This window comes from Saccharothrix stipae, from assembly GCF_054781895.1.
Genome location: NZ_BAAGTN010000025.1, coordinates 192,304 through 216,115 on the forward strand (window position 1 = coordinate 192,304; position 23,812 = coordinate 216,115).

The 23,812-nt window shown below is 71.2% G+C and carries 27 protein-coding genes; 11 read left to right on the forward strand and 16 right to left on the reverse strand.

The features are described 5' to 3' along the window. The first annotated feature begins 136 nt into the window (after window positions 1–136). The 4 genes from ACYVLT_RS37325 (at window position 137) to ACYVLT_RS37340 (ending at window position 3,475) form a co-directional block, all read left to right on the forward strand. The gene (locus ACYVLT_RS37325; RefSeq protein WP_015098458.1) at window positions 137–292 is read left to right on the forward strand and encodes a DUF5679 domain-containing protein; all 156 of its coding nucleotides are present in this window, start codon (window positions 137–139) and stop codon (window positions 290–292) included. 129 nt (window positions 293–421) lie between these two features. After that, window positions 422–1,432 (forward strand): thiamine biosynthesis protein ThiF, encoded by a 1,011-nt coding sequence (locus ACYVLT_RS37330; protein WP_461124871.1) that lies wholly within the window; start codon window positions 422–424, stop codon window positions 1,430–1,432. Between the two features lie 96 nt (window positions 1,433–1,528). Further along, complete coding sequence (locus ACYVLT_RS37335) at window positions 1,529–2,839, forward strand: ABC1 kinase family protein (protein WP_461124872.1); 1,311 nt, start codon at window positions 1,529–1,531, stop codon at window positions 2,837–2,839. Between the two features lie 81 nt (window positions 2,840–2,920). After that, entirely contained in the window at window positions 2,921–3,475 is a 555-nt protein-coding gene (locus tag ACYVLT_RS37340) for a hypothetical protein (RefSeq protein WP_461124873.1), read from the forward strand. A 663-nt stretch (window positions 3,476–4,138) separates the two neighbouring features. Here ACYVLT_RS37340 and ACYVLT_RS37345 read toward each other — a convergent pair. From ACYVLT_RS37345 to ACYVLT_RS37365, 5 genes are all read right to left on the reverse strand, one after another. Next, the gene (locus ACYVLT_RS37345; protein ID WP_461124874.1) at window positions 4,139–5,050 is read right to left on the reverse strand and encodes a class I SAM-dependent methyltransferase; all 912 of its coding nucleotides are present in this window, start codon (window positions 5,048–5,050) and stop codon (window positions 4,139–4,141) included. 196 nt (window positions 5,051–5,246) lie between these two features. Beyond that, entirely contained in the window at window positions 5,247–5,471 is a 225-nt protein-coding gene (locus ACYVLT_RS37350) for a hypothetical protein (RefSeq protein ID WP_360461662.1), read from the reverse strand. Next, window positions 5,468–5,866: a WhiB family transcriptional regulator gene (locus ACYVLT_RS37355; protein ID WP_360461659.1), complete on the reverse strand. Its 399-nt coding sequence runs from the start codon at window positions 5,864–5,866 to the stop codon at window positions 5,468–5,470. Before ACYVLT_RS37355 ends, ACYVLT_RS37350 begins: the two co-directional genes overlap by 4 nt. Before the next feature lie 160 nt (window positions 5,867–6,026). Then, window positions 6,027–6,248 (reverse strand): hypothetical protein, encoded by a 222-nt coding sequence (locus ACYVLT_RS37360; protein WP_461124875.1) that lies wholly within the window; start codon window positions 6,246–6,248, stop codon window positions 6,027–6,029. 267 nt (window positions 6,249–6,515) lie between these two features. Next, a complete protein-coding gene (locus tag ACYVLT_RS37365; RefSeq protein WP_461124876.1) occupies window positions 6,516–8,582 on the reverse strand; it encodes an ATP-dependent DNA helicase UvrD2 in 2,067 nt (688 codons plus the stop codon). Between the two features lie 63 nt (window positions 8,583–8,645). Between ACYVLT_RS37365 and ACYVLT_RS37370 the strand changes: the two genes are divergently transcribed. Further along, window positions 8,646–9,386 carry a DUF4191 domain-containing protein gene (locus ACYVLT_RS37370; protein WP_461124877.1) on the forward strand — a complete coding sequence of 247 codons (741 nt, stop codon included), beginning with the start codon at window positions 8,646–8,648 and terminating at the stop codon, window positions 9,384–9,386. Between the two features lie 123 nt (window positions 9,387–9,509). Here the strand turns inward: ACYVLT_RS37370 and ACYVLT_RS37375 are convergent, their stop codons facing one another. Beyond that, window positions 9,510–9,983, reverse strand: coding sequence for an RDD family protein (locus ACYVLT_RS37375; protein ID WP_461124878.1), 474 nt, complete (start codon window positions 9,981–9,983; stop codon window positions 9,510–9,512). A gap of 194 nt (window positions 9,984–10,177) precedes the next feature. On the opposite strand from ACYVLT_RS37375, the gene glnA reads away from it, so the two are divergent. Beyond that, the gene (gene glnA / locus ACYVLT_RS37380; RefSeq protein ID WP_461124879.1) at window positions 10,178–11,602 is read left to right on the forward strand and encodes a type I glutamate--ammonia ligase; all 1,425 of its coding nucleotides are present in this window, start codon (window positions 10,178–10,180) and stop codon (window positions 11,600–11,602) included. A 123-nt stretch (window positions 11,603–11,725) separates the two neighbouring features. Here the strand turns inward: glnA and ACYVLT_RS37385 are convergent, their stop codons facing one another. From ACYVLT_RS37385 to ACYVLT_RS37395, 3 genes are all read right to left on the reverse strand, one after another. Next, complete coding sequence (locus tag ACYVLT_RS37385; RefSeq protein ID WP_461124880.1) at window positions 11,726–12,463, reverse strand: DUF6338 family protein; 738 nt, start codon at window positions 12,461–12,463, stop codon at window positions 11,726–11,728. Between the two features lie 348 nt (window positions 12,464–12,811). Then, entirely contained in the window at window positions 12,812–13,222 is a 411-nt protein-coding gene (locus ACYVLT_RS37390; protein ID WP_461124881.1) for a YkvA family protein, read from the reverse strand. Continuing rightward, window positions 13,223–13,879 (reverse strand): hypothetical protein, encoded by a 657-nt coding sequence (locus ACYVLT_RS37395; protein ID WP_461124882.1) that lies wholly within the window; start codon window positions 13,877–13,879, stop codon window positions 13,223–13,225. Between the two features lie 192 nt (window positions 13,880–14,071). Here ACYVLT_RS37395 and ACYVLT_RS37400 point away from each other — a divergent pair, with 192 nt between their 5' ends. Next, window positions 14,072–14,287: a hypothetical protein gene (locus tag ACYVLT_RS37400; RefSeq protein ID WP_053717413.1), complete on the forward strand. Its 216-nt coding sequence runs from the start codon at window positions 14,072–14,074 to the stop codon at window positions 14,285–14,287. 66 nt (window positions 14,288–14,353) lie between these two features. Here ACYVLT_RS37400 and ACYVLT_RS37405 read toward each other — a convergent pair whose 3' ends face one another. From ACYVLT_RS37405 to ACYVLT_RS37430, 6 genes are all read right to left on the reverse strand, one after another. Then, on the reverse strand, window positions 14,354–15,283 hold the full coding sequence (locus tag ACYVLT_RS37405; protein ID WP_461124883.1) for an NADP-dependent oxidoreductase: 930 nt from the start codon (window positions 15,281–15,283) through the stop codon (window positions 14,354–14,356). A 12-nt stretch (window positions 15,284–15,295) separates the two neighbouring features. Further along, window positions 15,296–18,238 carry a bifunctional [glutamine synthetase] adenylyltransferase/[glutamine synthetase]-adenylyl-L-tyrosine phosphorylase gene (locus ACYVLT_RS37410; RefSeq protein ID WP_461124884.1) on the reverse strand — a complete coding sequence of 981 codons (2,943 nt, stop codon included), beginning with the start codon at window positions 18,236–18,238 and terminating at the stop codon, window positions 15,296–15,298. 39 nt (window positions 18,239–18,277) lie between these two features. After that, entirely contained in the window at window positions 18,278–18,502 is a 225-nt protein-coding gene (locus ACYVLT_RS37415) for a hypothetical protein (protein WP_461124885.1), read from the reverse strand. After that, window positions 18,499–19,632, reverse strand: a complete 1,134-nt coding sequence (locus ACYVLT_RS37420) for an inorganic phosphate transporter (RefSeq protein WP_461124886.1) — start codon at window positions 19,630–19,632, stop codon at window positions 18,499–18,501. The genes ACYVLT_RS37415 and ACYVLT_RS37420 overlap by 4 nt, the downstream gene beginning before the upstream one ends. Window positions 19,633–19,715: 83 nt before the next feature. Beyond that, window positions 19,716–20,378 carry a type 1 glutamine amidotransferase gene (locus tag ACYVLT_RS37425; RefSeq protein WP_461124902.1) on the reverse strand — a complete coding sequence of 221 codons (663 nt, stop codon included), beginning with the start codon at window positions 20,376–20,378 and terminating at the stop codon, window positions 19,716–19,718. 78 nt (window positions 20,379–20,456) lie between these two features. Then, window positions 20,457–20,912, reverse strand: coding sequence for a rhodanese-like domain-containing protein (locus tag ACYVLT_RS37430; RefSeq protein ID WP_461124887.1), 456 nt, complete (start codon window positions 20,910–20,912; stop codon window positions 20,457–20,459). Window positions 20,913–20,991: 79 nt separating this feature from the next. Here ACYVLT_RS37430 and ACYVLT_RS37435 point away from each other — a divergent pair, with 79 nt between their 5' ends. Genes ACYVLT_RS37435 through ACYVLT_RS37450 form a run of 4 tightly spaced genes read left to right on the forward strand, consistent with a single transcriptional unit; the run spans window position 20,992 to window position 22,888 of the window. Then, window positions 20,992–21,456 (forward strand): Lrp/AsnC family transcriptional regulator, encoded by a 465-nt coding sequence (locus ACYVLT_RS37435; RefSeq protein ID WP_461124888.1) that lies wholly within the window; start codon window positions 20,992–20,994, stop codon window positions 21,454–21,456. A 30-nt stretch (window positions 21,457–21,486) separates the two neighbouring features. Next, window positions 21,487–22,089: a hypothetical protein gene (locus ACYVLT_RS37440; RefSeq protein ID WP_461124889.1), complete on the forward strand. Its 603-nt coding sequence runs from the start codon at window positions 21,487–21,489 to the stop codon at window positions 22,087–22,089. Continuing rightward, a complete protein-coding gene (locus tag ACYVLT_RS37445) occupies window positions 22,086–22,685 on the forward strand; it encodes a hypothetical protein (protein WP_461124890.1) in 600 nt (199 codons plus the stop codon). Before ACYVLT_RS37440 ends, ACYVLT_RS37445 begins: the two co-directional genes overlap by 4 nt. Continuing rightward, on the forward strand, window positions 22,682–22,888 hold the full coding sequence (locus ACYVLT_RS37450) for a helix-turn-helix domain-containing protein (protein WP_360461611.1): 207 nt from the start codon (window positions 22,682–22,684) through the stop codon (window positions 22,886–22,888). Before ACYVLT_RS37445 ends, ACYVLT_RS37450 begins: the two co-directional genes overlap by 4 nt. Here the strand turns inward: ACYVLT_RS37450 and ACYVLT_RS37455 are convergent. Further along, window positions 22,869–23,732 (reverse strand): GNAT family N-acetyltransferase, encoded by an 864-nt coding sequence (locus tag ACYVLT_RS37455; RefSeq protein WP_461124891.1) that lies wholly within the window; start codon window positions 23,730–23,732, stop codon window positions 22,869–22,871. The two genes, ACYVLT_RS37450 and ACYVLT_RS37455, sit on opposite strands and share 20 nt — an antisense overlap. Between the last annotated feature and the right edge of the window lie 80 nt (window positions 23,733–23,812).

A 23,812-nucleotide genomic window follows, 5' to 3' on the forward strand; every position in this document is an offset into this window, starting at 1 on the left:
CCAGCAGGTTCCACCGAAAGGCGGCTGGACACGATCGACGCGGCGTGCAGCGGAGGCGCGTTCCCGGAGGTAGCGTTCAGCGCAACCCCCGAGTGTGGCGCAGATCGCTCCGCACTCTCGAAGCGAGGAGGAAGCCGTGGCCGAGACCTACAACGGCTACTGCGTCAAGTGCCGTGAGAAGCGCGACTTCACGGGCGAGGTGCACGAGAGCAACAACCGCAGGATGGCCAAGGGCAAGTGCCCCGTCTGCGGAACCACGGTGACCCGCATCCTCGGCAAGGCGAAGGTCTGATCGCGGACGGGTGGCCGGGCCCTCGTGGCGCCCGGCCTCCCGTCAAGGCCCTCGGTGGCCTCTGTGGATAACCGGCGGGCCTGTGGACAGGCATTTTGCCGTCCCGCCCGGTGCGGGCAGGCTGCCGGTGTGGATCTTCCCAAGCGCCCCAGGGTCCTGCCCGGCCTGCCGCTGCTGCGCCGTCGTCACGACGTGGTGCAGATCGGCACCGATCCGCGGCACGCCATGCTGGTCGAGGACGTGCCCGAGCCCATGGCGTCCGTCCTGCTCGGCCTCGACGGCCGGGACACCCTCGCCGAACTGCGCGAACAGCTCTCCGGTCACGGTCCGCAGGCGGCCGAGTTCGCGGGCGTCCTGCACGGCCTGGCGAGCGCCGGGCTGGTCGAGGAGTCCGTGCCCGTGCCGCACCCCCGGTTGGCCGCGGAGGTGACCGGGTGGGCGTTGCGCACCCGCCGTTGCGCCGTCCGACTGCCCACCGCCCGTGCCGCGCGTTCCGTGGTCGTGCACGGTGAGGGGCGACTCGCGGTGACCGTCGCGGCGCTTCTGGCCGCCTCCGGCGTGGCACACGTTCGAGTGGTCGCACGAGGACGCGTGGGGCCTGAGGACACCGGATCGGGGTACGTCGAATCGGACGTCGGCCGGCCGCGCGCCGAGGCGGCGCAGGACGCCGTGCGGCGGGCGTGCGGGACCGTGCGGCCGGTGGGGCGTGGTGCCGACCTCGTGGTGCTGGCCGACGTGCTGGTGCCCGCGCCGGAACTGCTGCACCAGCTGGTCTCCGACGGCACACCGCACCTGGCCGTGCGGGTCCGGGAGGGTCTGGGCGTGGTGGGGCCGCTGGTCGTGCCCGGTCGCAGCAGTTGCCTGAGGTGCGCCGACCGGCACGAGGCCGACGCGGACCCGGCGTGGCCGATGATCGCCGCGCAGCTGGTCGACCGGGCCCAGCACGCCGACCTGGCGACCGTGACGGCGACGGCGGGCGTGGCGGTCGGGCAGGCGCTGCTGGCCCTCGACCACGCCGAGCCGACCGGTACCAGGCCTCCTACCTGGGACGCGACGCTGGAGGTCGACGCGTTCGCCGGGTTGGTCGAGCACCGGATCGCGCCGGTGCACCCGCGTTGCGAGTGCCGCACCGCGACCTGATCCACCCTCAGGTGGGGCTGTGTAGGTTTTGTGGGAGGGGGGTGGCAGGGGCGGCGACCACTGCGACCACGTGACGGGCGGGAGGAGAATCACCGGGTGAGCGAGATCCCGCGCAAGGCCGTGCAGCGCACCGCCAAGCTGGCCAGCCTCCCGCTCGGGGTGGCGGGCCGGGTGGTGGGCGGCTGGGGCAAGCGCTTGGCAGGCCGCAGCTCCGAGGAGGTCAGCGCCGAGGTGTCGGCGAAGACCGCGGAGCAGGTGTTCGCGGTGCTCGGGCAGCTCAAGGGCGGCGCGATGAAGTTCGGCCAGGCCCTGAGCGTGTTCGAGGCGGCGGTGCCGGACGAGCTGGCCGAGCCGTACCGCGAGGCCCTGACCAAGTTGCAGACGGCCGCGCCGCCGATGCCCGCGCGCACCGTGCACCGCGTGCTGGCCGAGCAGCTCGGCGCGGGGTGGGCGAAGCGGTTCACGTCGTTCGACGACTCACCCGCCGCGTCGGCGAGCATCGGGCAGGTGCACCGGGCGGTGTGGCACGACGGCCGCGACGTGGCGGTGAAGGTGCAGTACCCCGGCGCGGACGAGGCGTTGCAGAGCGACCTGAGGCAGCTGTTGCGGTTCAGCCGCGTGTTGCAGGCGATCATGCCGGGCACGGAGGTCAAGCCGCTGCTGGAGGAGCTGCGGGACCGGTACCTGGAGGAGTTGGACTACCGGACCGAGGCGGCCAACCAGCGGGTCTTCGCCAAGGCGTTCGACGGCGACGAGCGGGTGCTGGTGCCGCGGGTGGTGGCCAGCGCGCCGAAGGTGATGGTCACCGAGTGGACCGACGGCACGCCGCTGTCGAAGATCATCCGGGAGGGTGGGCGCGACGAGCGCGACCAGGCCGGGCAGCTGCTGTCGGAGTTCCACTTCTCCGCGCCCAGCCGGTCGGGGTTGCTGCACGCCGACCCGCACCCCGGCAACTTCATGCTCGGCGCGGACGGCCGGTTGCGCGTGCTGGACTTCGGCGCGGTCGCCCGGCTGCCCGACGGGTTGCCCAAGACTCTCGGCCTGATGACCAGGCTGGCGCTGGACGGCCGGTCGGCGGACCTGGTGGAGCTGCTGCGGTCGGAGCGGTTCATCCGGCCGGGGACCGAGCTGCACGCCGAGGACGTGCTGAACTACCTGGGACCGTTCGTGGAGCCGTTGCGGACGGAGACGTTCCACTTCACCCGCCGGTGGTTGCAGCAGCAGGCGGAGCGCGTGGGCGACCTCCGCAGCCCTGATTCGCAAACGGGAAGGTCGTTGAACCTGCCGCCGCAGTACCTGCTTATCCACAGGGTGACGCTCGGCGCGACGGGCATCCTCTGCCAGCTGGATGCGAACGTGCAGGCCAGGGCCATCGTGGCACGGTGGCAGCCAGGCTTCGACGACTGAGTTGTCCACAGGCAGTCCACTTATCCACAGATCACGAACATCCCGTGGACCGGTCCCCGGAACCCCCGGAAGATCGACCCCATGGACCAAGTGATCAAGACAGCGGACCTGAGGGCGGCCGGCGTCCCCGGCTACGTCATCGACCTCAAGTGCCGCCCCGGCGGGCCGTGGCAGCGCATCCTGCCGGGCGTGCTGCTGCTCAGTCCCGGACCGCCGACCCGCGACCAACGCCTGCGGGCGGCCCTGGCCTACGCGGGCCCGCGCGCGATCGTCACCGGCGTCGACGCCCTGCACGCCCACGGCCTCCCCGCCCTGCCACCCCCACGTCGGGTGCACCTGCTACAACCAGCCACCACCCGCCGCTCCTGCGTCGACCACGTGTTCCTGGAACGCACCACGCGACCACCCGACGTCGTGGTGCAAGCCGGCCTACCACTGGCGGAACCGACCAGAGCCACCCTCGACGCCGCCCGCCACGAGCCGGACGCCCTGCTTCAACACCACCTACTGGCCACAGCCGTCCGCTCGGGCCTGTGCACGCTCGCCGGCCTCACCGCGGAACTGAACGCGGGCGCCAAACGCGGCACCGCCACCCCCCGAACGGCCCTAAAACTCCTCACCGCCCTCCTCCACTGACCCGACCCACCACTCAGGCCCCGCACCGCCACCACCTCCCACCCACAGGCCACCACCACTGACTCACCCACCACCAACTCACCGGCCACCACCCACGGCCCTCACCCACCGCTGCCCACCCACGGGCCACAGCACCGCCGACTCACCCACGGCCCACTCACCCACGGCCGCACCCACCTCTACCCGCCCAGGGGCCGCAGCACTCCTGACTCACCCACCACCGACGGCCGCACGCATTGCCGACTCACCGCACCCACCCACCGCCGACTCACTCATCGCTGCCAGCGGTAACTCACCTGCCGCTCACCGACGGTCGCGGCCGACGCCACCGAATTCCACCGACCGGCCCCGCCCACCTCTACTAGCCCTCACCACCACGAGCCCGCACGACAGGAGGCCAGCCTCGATCTCATCCCACTCACGCTCAGCCCACTCACGCTCAGCCCGCTCGCGGCCGGCCCACGACGAATCCAGCGGCGGTGTGGGCTTAGCCGGACCAGTAATCAGAGGGCAGTTTGCCCTCGATGTCCCTGACGTGCGCCCGCGCGCAGACGTGGCACAACCACTGGTCGACGCCACGTTCGCGCTCCCTCACCCAAGCCAGGAGCTCGGCGGGGTCGGTGACGGACGATCGTGTCCGTCCACAGCGAGCACACGCGTCGGTCACGGCTTGTGGCCCAGGTACACCGTGTTGGCGGTCAGCAGGAACACGTCGTCGCGCAACCCGAGGAAGGAGGGATCCTGTGAGTCCAGCAGCTGCCTGACCGTGCGGCGGTCGGCCGGGTGCAGCAGGTCGCCGACGACCTCGTCGTACCACTTCAGCTGGTCCACGGCCCAGTCGCGCACCGCCTGCTTGGGCGGCGCCGGGTGGTCGATCAGGTAGCTGAACGCGGTCACGTCCACCAGACCGCCCTCGGCGAGCACGAGGTTCCACCCGCCGGGCATGCGAACGGAGCCCGTGGTGTTCTCGCGCATCCGCACGAACCACTGGGCACGCGCCGCGGACAGCCGTTCCTGCAAACCTGGCTCGCCGACGCCCAGGTCGTACGGGAGGAACTTGCCGCTCAACCCGCCCTCGGCGAGCGCCAACCACCCGCCGGGTGCGACGGCCTCGATCAACCGCAACACGGCCGCACGCTGATCAGGGAGGTGATGCACGACGTTGGACGCCCACACCAGCTGGGCGGGCCCGGCGATCTCCACCGGCCGTTCGGTCGCGAGGTCGGCGAGCACCGGCCGGACGCGCACGGTCGCCGTGGTCGTGTCCGTCTCATAGGCGGCGGCCGAGCGGGCGGCGTTCGTGGCGGCGTCCAGCAACTCGGGCACGGCGTCGACCAGCACGACGGTGCCGCCACCGCGCGCGGACAGGGCCTCGACCAGCGCCACGCTCATCCCACCCGCACCGCACCCGATGTCGAGCACGGTCGGCTGATCGGGCAGCGCGCGGACGAGTCTGCGGGCGACCACCCGCCGCGACTCCGCGTCCAGCTCGTCGGCCTGCCGCAGGAAGTTCAGCCGGGACGACCAGTCGATCCCGTCATGGGTATGGGCATGGTTGTGAGAGTGAGCGGCCACACGTCGACGGTACCCAGGGCGCGCCGAACCCTCCCATCGAAATACCACCCGACCTCGCCCAGCGGGGGACGACGCGGGAGACGGCGCAGGCGGGCTGCGCCGGGGACGGATACGGCGAGGGCGCACCACGCCGGGACGGATACGGCGCGGCCCGCCCTCCCCGTCACGGGACGGGGAGGGCGGGCCGTTGCCTGCATCAGAGCGCGCGGGCCTTCAGGACCGCCCGGCGCTGGGCCCAACCGGCCAGCCGACGCCACCTGCGGGCGACGACGAGCCGGTGGGCCAGCCGATGCTGTCGCGCGAATATCTCCGCGTCATGCATTCGTGATCGGGCAAGATTTTCTTCGAGCAGCATGGGGTTCCCCTTGGGGTTGACTTCGATGAGCATCGCTTCGTCTGTGGTGGATCGGTACGTGGTCACGCGGCGGCCTCCTGGTCGTTAGCCCCCCGGACAACGGTCGCGGCGGGCGCCGCGGGAACAACGGGTGCTGCGTCCTTGCGCGGACGTCCACGGGGACGCTTCCGCGCGATCACGGCACCGCGCTCGAAGATCTCGCCGCCCCAGACCCCCCAGGGCTCGTGGCGAGCAAGCGCACCGGCCAAGCACTCCGCGATGACGGGGCAGGTGGCGCAGAACCTCTTCGCCTCCTCCAGCTCCGCCGGCGCGTCGGCGAACCACAGGTCGGGGTTGTTGGTACGGCAAGGAAGTTCCAAGCCGGCGTCGGGCGCGGTGTCGATCAAGGTGGCGACACCCGCCCCGGAGAGCTCCGGCTCGGTGGACAACGTCCCGTTTATGGGGACGGTCGCGGTCAACATCAGGTGGACTCCTGTCAAGGGTGTTGCATGGGGTTGGTCGTGCGAAACGTGGTGCCGATGGAACGGTGGTGCGGGTCGAAAACGGGTTTGAACAGCACGAAGGCCGCGGATCCGGTTACGGGTCCGCGGCCTTCGTGAGCTGGGTGGCCTGACTAGTGCGTCAGGTACTTCGCTCGTGCGCGGACGGCGCAACGTTCTGAGTCGGGACAACGGTCGACGCGTGCGGCGTCGGCACCTGGATCAGCTGAACTCGCTCGGCACCCCACTTGAGGGTGCGGCGATCGCGGGCAGACTTCTCCCCCGCGACATGAGCAGCGCTCGCAGCCAAGACCACCCCGGTCATCAGGTAACCGGGCGTCTCGAAGCACGTGGGAGTGTTCACGATCGGTCACCTCCTCGGGCGGCTCGACTCGACTGCTTGCTCTTGAATCCCCAGCGGGCGCTTCGCGCCCGGCCTCAGCAGGTTATGACTCCGCGCACGACACGTGCAACCGGTTTTTCCAAATACCTGTCGATTGAGTGAAGATTCTGCGTTTGCCCTGCACAGAGCGCCAGGGCACGACCACTCGGACGGACGACACCGCCCGCCGGCGGGTCGCGGGGTCGACACCGCGGGTCAACGCAAGATCAACACCGGCGGGAGGGAAGTTCAACGGCCGCCGCGCACGAGGGCCAGCACGTCGTCGCCGAAGCGGTCGAGCTTTGCCGCGCCGATGCCCGAGATGGACACCAGTCCGGCGACGTCCTCGGGCCGCTGCTCGGCGATCGCGACCAGCGTCGCGTCGGTGAACACCACGTACGCGGGCACCTTGAGCTCGCGCGCCCGGTCCGCCCGCCACGCCCGCAGCTTCGCCAGCAGCTCCTCGTCCAGGTCCGACGGGCACGAGGCGCACCGGCTGAGCTTGATCGCCCGCGCGTCGACCAACGCCGACCCGCACACCCGGCACTGCGGCTTGGGCCGCTTCTGCAGCGGCTCGCGCTTGGCCGTGCGCGACGCCGGGTGGTCGTCCGGCACGAGCCCGTAGAGGAACCGGCTGCGCCGCCGGTAACGACGCCCGCCCGCGGCCCGCGCCAGCGCCCACGACATCCACAGGTGTTCACGGGCGCGCGTCACGCCCACGTACAGCAGCCGGCGCTCTTCCTCGATCGCCGCGTCGTCGCCGTCGGCGTGCTGGATCGGCAACGTGCCCTCGACCAGCCCGACCAGGAACACCGCGTCCCACTCCAGGCCCTTGGCCGCGTGCAGGGACGCGAGCGTGACGCCCTCGACCGTCGGCGGGTGCTGCGCCTCGGCCCGCAGTTCCAGTTCGGCGACGAACTTCGGCAGGTCCGCCGCGTCCACGGTGGTGACCAGCTCCTCGGCCAGTTCGACCAGCGCGAGCAGCGACTCCCACTTCTCCCGCGCCGTCCCGCCGGCGGGCGGCTCGTCGGTGAGGCCGATGCCGGCCAGCACCTCGCGCACCACCTTCGGCAGCTCGCCGGTCGGCTGGTGCGCCGCGGCCGACCGCAGCGCCACCATCGCCTGCCGCACCTCGGCGCGGTGGAAGAACCGCTCGCCGCCGCGCACCTGGTAGGGCACGCCCACCTCGGCCAACGCCTGCTCGAAGACCTCCGACTGGGCGTTGACCCGGTAGAGGATCGCGATCTCGCTGGCCGGCACGCCGTCGTCGTCCAGCAGCGCCTTCACCCGCCGCGCGACGGCCGCGGCCTCCAGCGTCTCGTCGTCGAACTCGGTGAACGTCGGCTCCGGTCCCTCTGGGCGCTGCCCGATCAGCCGCAGCCGTGAGCCCGCGGGCCGGCCGCGCGCCCACTTGATCACCTCGTTGGCCAGGTGCACGACCTGCGGCGTCGACCGGTAGTCGCGTTCCAGCCGCACCACGACGGCCTCGGGGAACCGGCGCGGGAAGTCCAGCAGCGGACGCGGCGAGGCGCCCGCGAACGAGTAGATGGTCTGGTTCGCGTCACCGACCACGGTCAGGTCGTCGCGCTCGCCCAGCCACGCGTCGAGCACGCGCTGCTGGAGCGGCGTGACGTCCTGGTACTCGTCCACCACGAAGCACCGGTACCGGTCGCGGAACTCCTCGGCGACCTCGCCGTGCTCCTCCAGCGCCGCCGCCGTGTGCAGCAGGAGGTCGTCGAAGTCGAGCAGTTGCGCCTGGTTCTTCAGCTCCTCGTAGGTCCGGTAGACCTGCGCGACCTGGTCGGCGGGCGCGGGCGTGTCGCGGCTCGTGCGTCCCGCCGCGGCCGGGTAGTCGTCCGGCGCGACCAGCGACGCCTTGGCCCACTCGATCTCGCCTGCGAGGTCCCGCAGCGAGTCCGACTCGGTGGACAGCCCCGCCCGGTTGGCGGCCTGGGCGACCAGCCGCAGCTTGTTGCGGTCGATCAGCTGCCACTGCTCGCCGCCGACCACGCGCGGCCAGAAGTAGCGCAGCTGCCGCAGCGCGGCGGCGTGGAACGTGCGGGCCTGCGCCCCGTGCACGCCCAGCGCGCGCAACCGGGTCCGCATCTCGCCCGCGGCACGTGCGGTGAACGTGACGGCGAGGACTTGACCAGCGGAAACGTGCCCGCGTTGGACCAGGTGGGCGATGCGGTGGGTGATGGTGCGCGTCTTGCCGGTGCCCGCGCCCGCGAGCACGCAGACCGGACCGCGAGGCGCGTCCACGGCGGCACGCTGTTCCGGGTCCAGTCCCTCCAGCAGCCGGTCCATGCGCTGCATCCTCGCAGAGCGCAGCGAGTACTCCCGTCATGGGGCGACGCGGCGCGCCGTATCCTGGTGGGCATGGCTGGTAAGCAGGACAAGGCGGCCGCCAAGGCGGTCTCCAAGGAAGCGGCGAAGGCCCGGCGCGCGGCATCGAAGGCGAAGCGCGGCCAGATCTTCGAGGCGTTCAAGATGCAGCGCCGCGAGGACAAGGCGCTCGTGCCGTTGATGCTGGCGTGCGTGCTCGGCGCGACGGCCGCGGCGTTCCTGATCGGCCTCATCTGGGACATGCAGTGGGTGCTGCTGCCCATGGGCATCGCGGTGGGCGCGCTGCTCGCGGTCATCGTGTTCGGCCGCCGGGTGCAGAAGTCCGTGTACGCGAAGGCCGACGGCCAGCCGGGCGCCGCGGCGTGGGCGCTGGACAACCTGCGCGGCAAGTGGCGGGTCACCCAGGCCGTCGCGGGGACGACCAGCGGTGACATGGTGCACCGGGTGCTCGGCCGGCCGGGCGTGGTGCTCGTCGCCGAGGGCGCGCCGCACCGGGTCAAGAACCTGCTCGCGCAGGAGAAGAAGCGGGTGGCGCGGGTGATCGGCGAGACGCCGATCTACGACGTCGTCGTGGGCACCGAGGACGGCCAGGTCCCGCTGCGCAGGCTCCAGAGCCACCTGATGAAGCTGCCGCGCAACATCTCGACCGCGCAGGTCGACACGATCGACAACCGACTGGCCGCGCTGGCCAGCCGTGGCGCGGCGTTGCCGAAGGGCCCGATGCCCCAGGGCGCCAAGATGCGCAACGTGCAGCGCGCCATGCGTCGCCGCTGAGTGTCGCCGCATCGCCGCTGACGGTCGTTTCCGCAGCTCAGGCCCGTTCCGACGATCTTCGGAGCGGGCCTGCGGCGTTGCCCGGCCGGAGCCGGCGGGCGTTGTGACCTCGGGCGTAGTGACCTAGCGGGCGTTGACGACGATGGTGCCCGCGGCCTTGTCGTGCAGGCCCCTGCCGTCGGCGTCCCACACCAGGGCGGGGATGACGGGGAAGATCAGCACCGTCCGCAGCGCGGCCCGGGGCAGGCCGACTGCCTGCGCGCCGTCCATCCGCACGACCCGCAGCCCGAACAGCGCGTGACCGGGGGTGAAGCCGAAGAAGCCGACCGCGATGACGGTGATGGCGAACCAGGCCAGCAGGCTCCAGTTCCGCGGCAGGTCGGGCATGGTGAACAGCCCCGCCACGCCACCCGAGAGGGCGAAGTCGACCAGGATGGCGATCGCACGGCGGCCGGTCGACGCGACCGAGCCGACGCCGGACTGCGGCAGGCCGAGTCGTTCGCCACGCCACCGCTGCCCGGTACCGTCACCGGAGTCGGCGCCGGGTTCCAGCGCCGAGCGGGGTCCTGACAGCCACGAACCGGTCCACTTGCTCACCCCACCAGAGTAAGGCCGTGCTCAGCGGGTGAGGAGGCGCGGTCGGGTTGCCCGAGCCGGGCCGCCCGTTAACACTGGCGAAACACGTGGGTGACGGCTGGGCAACACCACGGTCTTAGTTTCGCCACGATGGCAGGCCGCACCACGCAGCGGCGTACAACCACGCCCCCACCGCAGCAGAGGAGTCGACGAGGGTGTTCAAGAATCCCGACGAGGTCCTGAAGTTCATTTCGGACGAGGGCGTGAAGTTCGTCGACGTCCGCTTCAGCGACCTGCCCGGCGTGATGCAGCACTTCACGCTCCCCGCCGCCGCGTTCGACGCCGACGCCATCGCCGAGGGCCTCGCGTTCGACGGTTCGTCGGTCCGCGGCTTCCAGTCGATCCACGAGTCGGACATGCTGCTGCTGCCCGACCTGTACACCGCGCGCCTCGACCCGTTCCGGATCGAGAAGACGCTGATCGTCAACTTCTTCGTGCACGACCCGTTCACGCGTGAGGCCTACAGCCGCGACCCGCGCAACATCGCGCGCAAGGCCGAGCAGTACATCACCGAGTCGGGCATCGCGGACACCGCGTACTTCGGCGCCGAGGCGGAGTTCTACATCTTCGACTCGATCCGCTTCGACACCACCGCGAACGCGTCCTTCCACGAGATCGACTCGATCTCCGGCTGGTGGAACTCCGGCCGTGAGGAAGAGGGCGGCAACCGCGGTTACAAGGTCAAGTACAAGGGCGGCTACTTCCCGGTCACGCCCACCGACCACTACGCGGACCTGCGCGACAAGATGGTGCTCAACATGGAGGCCAACGGCTTCTCCGTGGAGCGCGCGCACCACGAGGTCGGCACCGCCGGGCAGTCCGAGATCAACTACAAGTTCAACACGCTGCTGCACGCCGCGGACGACTTGATGCTGTTCAAGTACATCATCAAGAACACCGCGTGGCAGGCGGGCAAGACCGTGACGTTCATGCCGAAGCCGCTGTTCGGCGACAACGGCTCGGGCATGCACACCCACCAGTCGCTGTGGAAGGACGGCCAGCCGCTGTTCCACGACGAGTCCGGCTACGCGGGCCTGTCGGACACGGCGCGCCACTACATCGGCGGCATCCTGCACCACGCGCCGTCGCTGCTGGCGTTCACCAACCCGACGGTGAACTCCTACCACCGCCTGGTGCCGGGCTACGAGGCCCCGGTGTCGCTGGTCTACTCCCAGCGCAACCGGTCGGCGTGCGTGCGCATCCCGATCACCGGCAACAACCCGAAGGCCAAGCGCATCGAGTTCCGCTGCCCCGACTCGTCGGGCAACCCGTACCTGGCGTTCTCGGCCATGGTGATGGCCGGCCTGGACGGCGTGAAGAACAAGATCGAGCCGCCGGCCCCGATCGACAAGGACCTCTACGAGCTGCCGCCCGAGGAGGCTCGCGACGTCAAGCAGGTGCCGGCGTCCCTGGACGCGGTGCTGGACAACCTCGAAGCGGACCACGAGTTCCTGCTGGAGGGCGGCGTCTTCACGCCGGACGTCATCGACACCTGGATCTCGTTCAAGCGGGAGCAGGAGATCGACCCGCTGCGCCTGCGCCCGAACCCCTACGAGTTCGCGCTCTACTACGACGTGTGATCGACGCGGGGCCGTGAGGCCCTGTTGAGCCTCCACAGGCCGAGGGCCGGGTGACTGATCCAGTCACCCGGCCCTCGGCCTTTCCCGGCGCACGGCCAGGTGTCGGGATCGACGCGGTGCCGGTCAGGTCGACGTCGGGGCGAGTGCACGAGGCCGGGTGTCGACCAGCCCGCCGGACTCGCGGTCGCGGTACTGGACGCGGAGGTACTTGATCTGGGTCGCGGGGATCACGACTCGGGCCCAGCGTTCACCGATGACGTCCTCGACGTGGGCCTCGTCGCCGTCCAACGGCTTGCCGAGGTAGGTCATCGAGACGCCTTCCAGGACTATCTCCCGCTCCTCCGGCACGCCCGACGCGGTGTGGGAGCGGAGGAAGCCGAAGAACGACGTGCCGTCCACGAGGTGCACGTGCACCCACGGCACGCTGCCCGGCGGGCGGTCGCGGCGGAAGACCTGGTGCCACGCGGTCTGCTGCTGCACCGACGTGATCTCGCTCCGGCGGCGGGCCAGCAGCAGGTCCGCCGCCGCGGCCGCGGCGCAAGCGAGCACGAGTTCGGCCACCACGGACGTGATCACGAGCATCAGGTGGGACCGCACGTACGCCGCGCCACCGCCGACCAGGCGGTCCAACCCCACGACGACGTCGACGCCGAACAGCGCGCGCACCGAAGCGCCCGATGCGACGAGCAGTGCGCAGGCGGACAACGTGAACACCAGGCTGCCGAGCGCGACCCTGGACGCTTCGCGGAACGCCGACTCCTTGAAGCCGGCACGCCTGCGTTCCCGCAGCAGCTCGAACACGATGCCGGGTGCGACCAGCGCGAGGAACGACGCCACCGCGCCCAGCGTCTGCGGCACCATCAGCGGGTGTCACCGCGCACCGGCGGCGGTTCACCGGGTTCCGAGTCAAGGTAGGTGAACGGCCCCGTCACGGACACCCGATCGCCTGCTTGCGACCCGGTGGAGGGCGGCGGCCCCAGGTCGTAGTCCTGTTCGTCGAGCGGTTCGTCCTCCGAATCACCGGTCGACAGCAAGTGATCCAACGGTGTGCCCGGCGGCACGTCGTCTCCCATGGCGATGCCCTCCCCTGCCTCCGATGTCGCGCAACGGAGCCGCGCTGTTACTGCACGCTAGAGGAAGCAACCGAGTCGGGCTTGAAGGGATTCCGCGAAGGCGGCAACAAGTCCATCACCGTTCACGGCCTCCTGATCAGGTACCGCGACCGAAGCCCGTCAGCCTGCGCAGCACGGCCAAGCCCTCCGGTGTCCCCGGCCAGAGCTCGGCCACCACCTCGGGCCCCGAGGCGCGGATCACCGAACGCAGCACCCAGCCGACCACGATCGCGTCGTCGGCATATCCCAGCACCGGGATGAAGTCGGGCACCAGGTCGAACGGCAGGGCCAAGTACGCGAGCAGCAGCCACAACCGCACCCGCGCCGAACGGGGCACGCGGTCGTCGCGGGCGAGGCGGGCGACCAGGCGCAGCACGTCCGGCAGCAGGCGCACGGCCTGTGACAGGGCGGCGCCCCGCGGCCGGATCACGAGCAGACCGAGGATCAGCAGGAGCCACAGGCCGAGCAGACCGAGCAACCCCAGCACCACACCCGGGAGGACGTCCACCTACTTGGGGATCGGGACACCGGTCACGGTGACCGCACCGCCGGTCGGCGCGAGCTGGCCGATGATCCCGGCGAACGTCAGCGAGAACGTGCCGCTGTCGGCACCGACCCGCCGGTCGAACTCCAGGAACCCGTTGATGCTGGAGTTCTTCGCGATCGACACCGGCCACCTGCTGGTCGACACCGACGCGCCGTAGTCGCGCTTCACGTCGTCCACCGCCGAGACGGACGCCACCGGCAGGTCCATCTTCGCGGTGCTGGCGTTTATGGCGGTGACGAACACCTTGAGGCGGCCACCCAGGTTCTCCACCTTGGTGACCTCCACCGTGAGCAGCCCGCGCGCCTGCTTCCACGACCCGGTCAGGACCTTGGCGTCGGTACCGGGCGGGATCTCGGCGGACTCCGAGGACGACGCCGACGACCCCGGGGAGGGCTCCGTGCCCACCGCGCCGTCCAGGCCGATGGTGTCGTCCGACGTCGTCGTCTGCGAGGTCGGTACCGTCGAAGAGGTTTCGCGCAGGGTGACGCTCAAGGCGCCGACGCCGACCGTGCCGGCGGTGACCGCCTGGATCACCCCGAGCAGCACCAGCACTCCGAGCACGACCAAGCTGATCTTCAGAGCCGCGCTGCTCTTCTTGCGGTGGGTCTCGTCGTCCATGACGTCCTTCGTCCGGGCGCACGCGTGCGAACGTGAATCTCCCCCAGGAGTGCGGATAGTCTCGACATAAGGAACACCAATAGTCAATGCGCACGGCCCCCAGTTCGACGGTGCGTAGTCCCCGATCACCACGCTGTCGATACCGGTAGGGCTGCCCGTCCCCCTATCGGGGAGGACGGTTAGGGTCACGCCGTGTCTGATGACGTCGCAACCCCCGCCCAGGTGCTGTCCACCAACATCTTCGACTCCGCCGCCGAGGCGATCGAGGCGATCGGCGCCGCCGACGTGCTCGGCCTCGGTGTCCGGGTCTCGAACCGCCTCGTGCAGGACGAGGAGTCCGACGACACGCTCGTGGAGGAGTGGATCGTCGAACTGCTCACCACGGTGCCGACCGTCGACGAGGAGTGAGGCAGCGGAGGGCCCTCGCCCGCGAGGAACAAGGGCGAGGGCCCTCCCACCACCGGGTAACGCAGGTCACACCGTCAGCACGACCTTGCCCCGCACGTGCTTGCCCTCCAGCAGCCGGTGCGCATCGGCGGCCTGCGCCAGCGGGAACGTCTGCTGCACCTCGACCTTCAGCTCACCGGCGCCCGCGTGCCGGGCCAACCACTCCAGGTCGGCCTGCACGGGCTTGGCGTAGGCGTACCGCCCGCCGAGCTCCAGCACGTTGGTATCCACAATGGACACGATCCGGGCCGGGTCGCGCACCAGCGCGGGCGAGTCGTTGAGCGCCGCGCCGCCGACGCAGTCGAACGCCACGTCGACCAGCCCGTCGCCGCCGACCAGCTCGGCCACGTTGTCCACCAGCGCGTCGCCGTAGCCCACCGGCTCCACGCCGAGGGACCGCAGGAAGTCGTGGTTGCGCGGCGACGCCGTGCCGATGACCCGTGCCGCGCCGAGGATCCGCGCCACCTGGACGGCGAGGTGCCCGACACCGCCGGCGGCGGCGTGCACGAGCACCGTGTCGCCCTCGGACACCTCGACCTTGCGCAACGCCTGCAACGCCGTCAGCCCGGTCAACGCGAGCCCGCCCGCCTCCTCGAACGACAACGACGCGGGTTTGTGCGCCAACCCGCGCTCGGTGGCCGCGACCAGCTCCGCGTACGTCCCGTGCTGCACGTGGTCCTTGCGCTGGTAGCCGAACACCTCGTCGCCGACGGCGAACCCGTCCACCGCGGCACCCACGGCACGCACCACCCCGGCCACGTCCCAGCCGGGGATCAGCGGGAAGTGGTGCGGCGTCGACCCCGCCACGTACCCCATGCGCACCAGCCGGTCGACCGGGTTCACCCCGGCGGCACGCACCTCGACCAGCACCTGGTCCAGGGCGATCGGCGGGTCCGGCAGCTCCCGCACCACGAGGACTTCGGCATCTCCGAATTCGTTCTGCGCGATCGCTTTCACGAACCCCAGTGTTCAGGAACCGTAGAAGATGCGCTCGATCACGGCCCGCGCGCGACGCGTCGTGCGCCGGTAGGAGTCCAGGAACCCGCCGGGGTCGCCCGCGTGCCCCATCGCCGAGGCCACCGCGGCCAGGTCGCGCCCGGCCGTGGGCAGCTGGTCACCGGCCTTGCCCTTCACCAGCACGACGGCGTTGCGCGCCTCGGTCGCCATCACCCACGCGTCCATCAGCGCCGACGAGTCGTCCGACGACATCAGCCCGGCCTCCGTGGCGGCACGCAGCCCGCGCACGGTCGAGGGCGTGCGCAGGCCCGGCACCTCGAACGCGTGCTGCAACTGCAGCAGCTGCACGGTCCACTCCACGTCGGCGAGCCCACCGCGACCGAGCTTGGTGTGGGTGGACGGGTCGGCGCCGCGCGGCAGCCGTTCGGCCTCGACGCGGGCCTTGATGCGCCGGATCTCCCGCACCGCGCCGGCGTCCAACCCGCGCGCCGGGTACCGGACCGGGTCGGTCATCTCGATGAACCGCCTGCCCAGCTCCGCGTCACCCGCGATGACCCGGGCCCGCAGCAACGCCTGTGCCTCCCACAGCTCGGCCCACTGCGCGTAGTACGCCCGGTACGAGTCGAGCGTGCGCACCAGCGGCCCCTGCCTGCCCTCCGGCCGCAGGTCGGTGTCCACCTGCAACGGCGGGTCCTGGCTGGGCGCGCTGAGCAGCCGCCGCACCTGCTCGACCACCGATGAGGCGTACCGGGCGGCGTCCGGGTCGCTCACGCCCGGCGCGGGCTCGCACACGAACATCACGTCGGCGTCCGAGCCGTACCCCAGCTCACGCCCACCGAGCCGACCCATGCCGATGACCGCGATCGACGCCGCCCGCTCACCGGCCGACCGCACCACCGCGTCCAACGCCGCCTGCAACACCGCCACCCACACCTCGGACAGCGACACGCACACCGTGCGCAGCGGCACCAGCCCGAGCAGGTCCGCCGACGCCACCCGCAGCAGCTCCTGGCGGCGCAGCGACCGGGCGGCGGTGACCGCGCGGTCCAGGTCGCTGTACCGGGACACGGCGCTGCGCAGCGGGTTGCCGATGGCCATCGGGTCGCGACCGACCAACGCGTCCGTGTCGGCCAGCAGCGGCAGCACCTCCGGCGCGCGCACCAGCAGGTCGGGCACGAGCTTCGACGTGCCCAGCAACGCGGCCAGCCGGTCGACCACCGTGCCCTCGTCCCGCAGCAGCCGCAGGTACCAGGGCGTCTCGGCCAACGCCTCGGACACCTTCCGGTACGCCAGGAGCCCACGATCCGGGTCCGGTGTGGTGGCGAACAGGTCCAGCAGCACCGGCAGCAACGCGGTCTGTATCCGGGCCCGCCGCGACACCCCCTTGGTCAGCGCCTCGATGTGCTTCAACGCGCCGTCCGGTGCGGCGTACCCCAACGCGGCCAGCCGCGCCGCCGCCTGCGAGGTGGTCAACCGCAGCGCCTCGGTGGGCACGTTCGCGACGGCCTGGAGCAGCGGCCGGTAGAACAGCTTCTCGTGCAGCCGGCGCACCTGGTTCGCGCGCTTGCGGAACTCGGCGAGCAGCACCTGGCTCTCCGACAGCCCGCCCTCGCCCGGCAACCCCGACGCGCGCGCCAGCCACCGCAGCGACGCCACGTCGTCGTCGGCCGGGAACAGGTGGGTGCGCAGCATCCGCTGCAACTGCAACCGGTGCTCCAACGTGCGCAGGAACCGGTAGGCACGCCCGAAGTCGGCGGCGTCCGTGCGGCCCACGTACCCGCCGCGCCCCAACGCGGCCAACGCCTGGGTCGTCGTGGAGATCCGCAACTCCTCGTCACCGCGCCCGTGCACGAGTTGCAGCAGCTGCACGGCGAACTCGACGTCCCGCAGCCCGCCCCGACCCAGCTTGAGCTCCCGGTCGGTCAGCCCCACGGGCACGTGGTCCTCGACGCGGCGGCGCATGGCCTGCACGTCGGGCACGAAGTTCTCCCGTTCCGCGGCCGTCCACACCAGGGGGCGCACCACGTCCATGTACCGCTGCCCCAGCTCCTCGTCACCGGCGACCGGCCGGGCCTTGAGCAGCGCCTGGAACTCCCACGTCCGCGCCCACCGCTGGTAGTAGGTGGCGTGGCCGTCCAGGGTGCGCACCAGCGCGCCCGCCTTGCCCTCCGGCCGCAGCGCCGCGTCCACCTCGAAGCACGCCTGGCCCGCGACCTGCATCACCGCGCCCGCCAGCCGGGTCGCCACCGCCAGGTCGCCCTCGCCGACGAACACCACGTCCACGTCGCTGACGTAGTTGAGCTCCCGCGCGCCGCACTTGCCCATCGCGATCACCGCGAGCCGGCACTCGTCCGACCGCGGCACCTGCCGCGCGGCGACGTCCAGCGCGGCCCGCAACGCGGCCACCGCCAGGTCCGACAGCAGGCTGGCCACGTCGTCGTAGTTCACGTACCGCTGCTCGGGCTCGACCACGTGCGCCAGGTCCTCGGCGGCGATCCGGCACAGCAGCGCCCGGTACTCCAGGCGCAACGCCCGCACCGCGTCCGGGCCGGTCAGCCCGTCGACCGCGCCGACCAGCGCCGGCGCGAACGACTCGGCGTCCACCGGCTCGGCGTCGACCAGGCCGTGCCAGCGGTCCGGGTTGGCGACCAGGAAGTCCGACAGCGCGGTGGACGAGCCGAGCACCGCCAGCAGCCGCCCGCGCAACGCCTCGCCGTCCCGCAACGCCTGGTCCAGCTCGGGCCACCGGTCGCCGAGCGCGACGCGCAGCCGGTCGATCCCGCGCAACGCCAGGTCCGGGTCCGGGCTGCGGGACAACGCCACCAGCACCGGCTCGTTGCCCTCGCTGGGCCGACGCCCCTCCCACCAGCCGGCGGCACGCAGGTGCTCGCCGCTGCGCGCCTCGGTGAGGCCGAACCGCGCGGGGGACGTGGGCTGGCGAGCTGGATCGGTCATCGACGAACACCGTAGTCCGCCCGGGAGCCGGAGCGGGGTTCAGCCCGCCACGATCAAGTAGATGCCGAACAACACTACGGTCACGCACGCCAGCAGGCAGGCCACCGCCGCGACCGTCGGCAACGCCGTCGACGCCTGCCGCTCCCGTGCCCCCTCGCGTGCCGACCACGCGCGCAGCCCGCCGGAGAACAGCAGCACCAGCCCCAGGACCACCGCGAGGCTCACCCCGAACACGGCGCCCAACGCCGCCCAGTCGATCTTCACAGCACCACCTTGTGCGTCTCGGCCTGCGCCGCGATCTCGTCCACCACGTGCTCGGGCCGCACCGGCTCACGGCGCGACAGCAGCCAGATCACCAGCGACACCCCGAGGCCGACCACCGCCACGGCCACCACGCCGGCCGTGCCCAGCGACGCGACCTTGCCCGCGAGGGCGCCGACCAGACCCGCCGCCGGCAGCGTCAACCCCCACGCCGCCGCCATCCGGCCCGCCACGCCCCACCGCACGCCGTCCAGCCGGCGCCCCAGGCCCGAGCCCATGATGCCGCCGGACGCGACGTGCGTCGTGGACAGCGCGAACCCCAGGTGCGACGACGCCATGATCACGGTCGCCGCACTGGTCTGCGCGGCGAAGCCCTGCGGCGCCTCGATCGTGGTCAGGCCCGAGCCGAGGGTCTTCGTGATCCGCCAACCGCCCAGGTAGGTGCCCAACGCGATGGCGACCGCCGCGCTCAGGATCACCCAGAGCGGTGGTTCCGCGCCCGGCGCGAGCGTCCCGGCGGTGATCAACGTGAGGGTGATGATGCCCATCGTCTTCTGCGCGTCGTTCGTGCCGTGCGCCAACGACATCAGCGCGGCCGACGCGATCTGGCCCGTCTTGAAACCCCGGTCCGTCACGGACTTGCGCGCGCGTTTCGTCAGCCGGTAGGTCAGGTAGGTGGCCAGCATCGCCACGACGCCCGCCACCAGCGGCGCGGCGATCGCGGGCGCCACGACCTTGTCCACGACCTTCGCGAAGTGCACCGCGTCCGCGCCCGCCGCGATCCAGGTCGCGCCGATGAGACCGCCGAACAGGGCGTGCGACGAGCTCGACGGCAGGCCGACGTACCAGGTCACGAGGTTCCACATGATCGCGCCGATCAACCCGCCGAACACGATCGCGGGCGTGATCCGGGCGTCGTCCACGATGCCGCCGGAGATGGTCTTGGCGACCTCGACCGACAGCAACGCGCCCACGAGGTTCAACACCGCGGAGAACGCCACGGCCGTGCGCGGCCGCAGCGCGCCGGTGGCGATGGAGGTCGCCATCGAGTTCGCGGTGTCGTGGAAGCCGTTGGTGAAGTCGAAGACCAACGCCGTGACGACCACGATGATGACGAGGAGCGAGGCATCCACGCTGATTCCTCCGGCTGGAACGACACAGTCGAAGGTGAACGCTACCTGTCCAGCCAATGAACACTCGCATCAGCGGAGGTTCATCACACCAACGGCAGGCTCCGGTGGATCGTCAGCTCACCCGCCGCGAGGCGCACGAATCGTTCGGCGAACGGCTGCCACACCTCACGGATGTCCTCGTGCCCCTGGGCGAGCCGGTCCGGGTCGAGCGCACCCGCCACGCCGTCGGGGTTGCCGGCGGCCCACTGGAGAACCACCTCCGGGGTGGTCTCGATGTGGAACTGCACGCCGTAGGCGCGATCACCGACCCGGAACGCCTGGTTGGCGCACTTCGGGGAGGACGCGAGCAGCAACGCGGTCGGCGGCAGCAGCGCCACCTCGTCGTAGTGGAACTGGAGCACGTCCGGCGTCCACGGCAGCTCGCCGAACAGCGGGTCACCGCTCGCCGCGTCCCGCTTGGCCACCAGGCCCATCCCGATCTCGGGCCCCTTCGGGTTGCGCCGCACCTGCCCGCCGGTCGCCGCGGCCAGCAGCTGGGCACCGAGGCAGATCGCCAGCAGCGGCACCCTCTTGGCCACCGCGTGCGACAGCAGCTTGCGCACGTCGGCCAGCCACGGGTGCTCCGCGTCGTCCAGCGGACCCATCGCGCCGCCCAGGCACACCACGCCCTGGTAGCCGTCGAGCGAGTCCGGCACCGGCTGCTCGTAGGGCTTCACCACGTCCAGCACCGCCCCGACGGCGGTCATCCAGTCGCCGAGGGGGCCGGGCGGGTCGTCGTGTCCGGGTTGCAGCACGAGAATGCGCGTCACCCGGCCGAGGGTAGTTCAGCAGTCACACGAGATGCGGTGCAGGCTCGCGCCACCCTCCACTGCATCGCCCTCCACTGCATCGCCTTCCACCGGGTAGCCCGACGCGTGCCAGGTCGTGATGCCGCCGGCGAGCCGCTTCACCTTGAACCCGAGCCGTGACAGCTTGAGCGCGCCCTTGGTAGCGGCGTTGCACTCGAAGCTTTCGCAGTAGCAGACGTAGACGAGGTCGCGGTCCCAGTCGGCGGTCGTCGTCTCGTCCACGTCCCAGTGCGGGAGGTTGACCGCGCCGGGGATGCGCAGGCGGGCGAACGCCTCGGGACTGCGCGTCTCGACCAGCCGGAAGCCCTCGGTCGTGCCTGCCCCCAGGTCGCGGACCACGTCGTCCGGGTCGGCCTCGAAGGCCAGCTCGGCGGCGAAGAACGCGGCGGCGGCAGCGGGGTCGGCAGCGGGGAAGCGGAGCGTGTTGGTCATGGGTAAATCGTCGCTGACCAGCGTGTTCTTCCCCATGGAGAACTCCAGGTGTGGCTCGGGTTCGGCTTACGATTCCACGGTGGAACTGGACGATCTGGATTGGAAGTTGTTGGAGCTGCTCCAGTGCGACGGTCGGATGACGTTCACCGAGCTGGCCAAGCGCGTCTCCCTGTCCGCGCCCGCGACCACCGAGCGCGTGCGACGGCTGGAGCAGGCCGGGATCGTCACCGGGTACGTCGCGGTGGTCGACCCGCAGCGGCTCGGGTTGCCGATCGAGGCGATCGTCCGGGTGCGGGTGCGCAGCCTGGACACGCCCCGGTTCCGGGAACGGGTGGTGACCACGGCGCAGGTGCGCGACGCCGACCACGTGACCGGTGACGACTGCTGGCTGCTGCGCGTGGTGTGCCGGTCGATGGTCGAGCTGGAGGAGTTCGTGGAGCAGGCCCAGCGGTACGGCGACACCACCACCTCGCTGGTGTTCTCCTCCCACGCGCGCAACCGGCCCGTGACACGGGAAGTCCTCGGCGGTATCGTTTCTCGATAACATCGATAAACGATATGCGGGGGGCATGTCATGTCGAGGGGTAACCCGTTGGAGCCGTTGACCGGCGTGGTGGGCGCGGCGTTGGCGGTGGGCTTGGGCGCGTTCGGGCTCGCCACGGCGGTGCGGTTGACCATCGGGCTGTTCGACCCGGTCTGCTTCACCGCGAAGTACTGGCCGCACGACACCGCGGGCGTCGGCCTGGCCGCCGGCGTGCGGGTGGACGACGTCGACCGGGTCACGTTGTGCGTCGACGCCCCGGCACCGTGGCAGCACGTGCTGGGCTTCCTGACCGACGGCACCACATCGCTCGCCCAGCTCGCGGCGTTGCTGCTGCTGGTGAAGCTGCTGCGGGACGCCGCGCGCCACGGCATCCACACGGTGGGCACGGCGGCCGGCGTGCACCGGCTCGGGCACTACCTGCTGTGGGTGCTGCCCGCCGCCGCGATGGTCGAGTCGGTCGCGCGGACCACGCTCGTGCACGCCGCCGTCACCTTCGACGCGGGTTTCCTGTCCTTCTTCGGTGACTGGGAAGCACCCTGGTGGGCGGTCATCACCGGTCTCGGGCTGCTGTCGTTGGCGAAGATCATGTGGACGAGCGCGGAGATGCGCGCGGACCTCGAAGGAACCGTGTGAGCGCGCCGCGCAACCCGTTGCAGCCCTTCACCGGGTTCATCCGACTCATGTGGTCGGTGACCACCGTCCTGTCGGCGGTCGCGGTGCTGCTGGTCGCGTTCGCCTCCTACGGCACGTCCGTGTGCTTCACCTCGGAGCTGGGCACGGAGCTGATGGGCACGAAGGTGCGCGGCGACGTCGCCCACGTCAGCGCGGAGTCGTTGCGGATCTGCGTCAGCCGGCCCGACGGCTGGGACCGGGTGCTCGGCCTGGCCGACCTGGTGCTGCCGATGGTGAGCTACGCCCTCCTGCTCTTCCTGCTCATGCGCCTGCTCGAACGCGGCGCCGTCGAGGGCGTCCACACGGTCGTCACCGCGGACCGGTTGCGCCGCCTCGGGTGGTTCGCGCTCGTCGCCGTGCCGGTCGCGACCCTCGGCGAAGCCGCCGCCCAGGTCCGGCTGCTGTCGCAAGTCCTGCCGGACGCCGACCTCCCGTTGCTGACGGGCGAGTGGGACATCCCGTGGTGGGCGGTGGCCACCGGGCTGGGCATGCTGTCCCTTGCGAAGATCATGCGGACCAGTGCGGCGATGCGTGAGGACCTCGAAGGAACCGTGTGACCATCCAGGTGCACCTCGATCGGCTGCTGGCCGAGCGCGGGATGACGTTGACCGAGCTGGCGGACCGCGTGGGCGTGACCGTGGTCAACCTGTCGGTGCTCAAGAACGGGCGGGCCAGGGCGATCCGGTTCAGCACGCTCACCGCGCTGTGCGACGCGCTGGACTGCCAGCCGGGTGACCTGCTCAGCCACCGGCCGGGGTGAACACGAACTCCGCCGAGTCGACCACCGGCCGGAACCCGATCCGCTGGTAGATCGAGTTCGACGTGGGGTTGGCGAGGTCGGTGTAGAGCACGACGTGCTCGGCGCCGTTCTGCTGCGCCCACGAGGCGCACGCCGCGGTGACCGCCGCGCCGTAACCGTGCCTGCGGTGCTCCGGCGGGGTGTAGACCGGGCCGATGCGCGACATGCCGGACGCCGGGGCGTTCGCCGCCGCCCACGCCACCGGCGTGTCACCGTGGTGCCAGATGAGGTGGCCGTTCCCGGCGGCCAGGCTGACGCGCGTCAGCCGCTCCGCGCGTTCGGCGCTGCCCTCGTCGTGGACCTGCGTGGTCGCCTCGACGCTGAAGTCCGAGCGCCAGCGGCTCAGCAGGGGTACGTCGTCCTCCGTCGCCAGTCGCGCGGCGCCGGGGACGTCGGGCGGGACCAGGTCACCGAGCTGGTACAGGCGCAGCGCCATGTGCTCTCGGGCGTTGCACCCCGTGCGGGCGGCCCACGCGACGACGAACGGCTCCACCGACTCCCGAGGACCGTTGACGCCGGGGAGTTCCACGTCACCCGCCAGCGCGTCCGCGACGGCCTCCACCCACCGCGGTCCGACACCGCTGAGCGTCAACGGCCACGGCGGGGTGCGCAGGGCCGCGGCGACCAGGACGCCGTCCTCGAAAACGGTGACCAGCAACGGCGGCTCGTCGTCCGGGTCGGGGTGGTTCAGCCAACGGTTGACCGCCGCGATCGGGATGGTGTGGAACACGGGGTCGGCGTTGTAGAAGTCGCCCGTCAACGCCCAGAACTCGGCTAAGTCGTCATGTCTCGTCACCTCGGCCACGAAACGACCGTAACGCAAAAAGCCTTCAGGGGCACTCGAACCAGTCGAGTGCCCCTGAAGGCTGAAAAATTGTTCGGCGG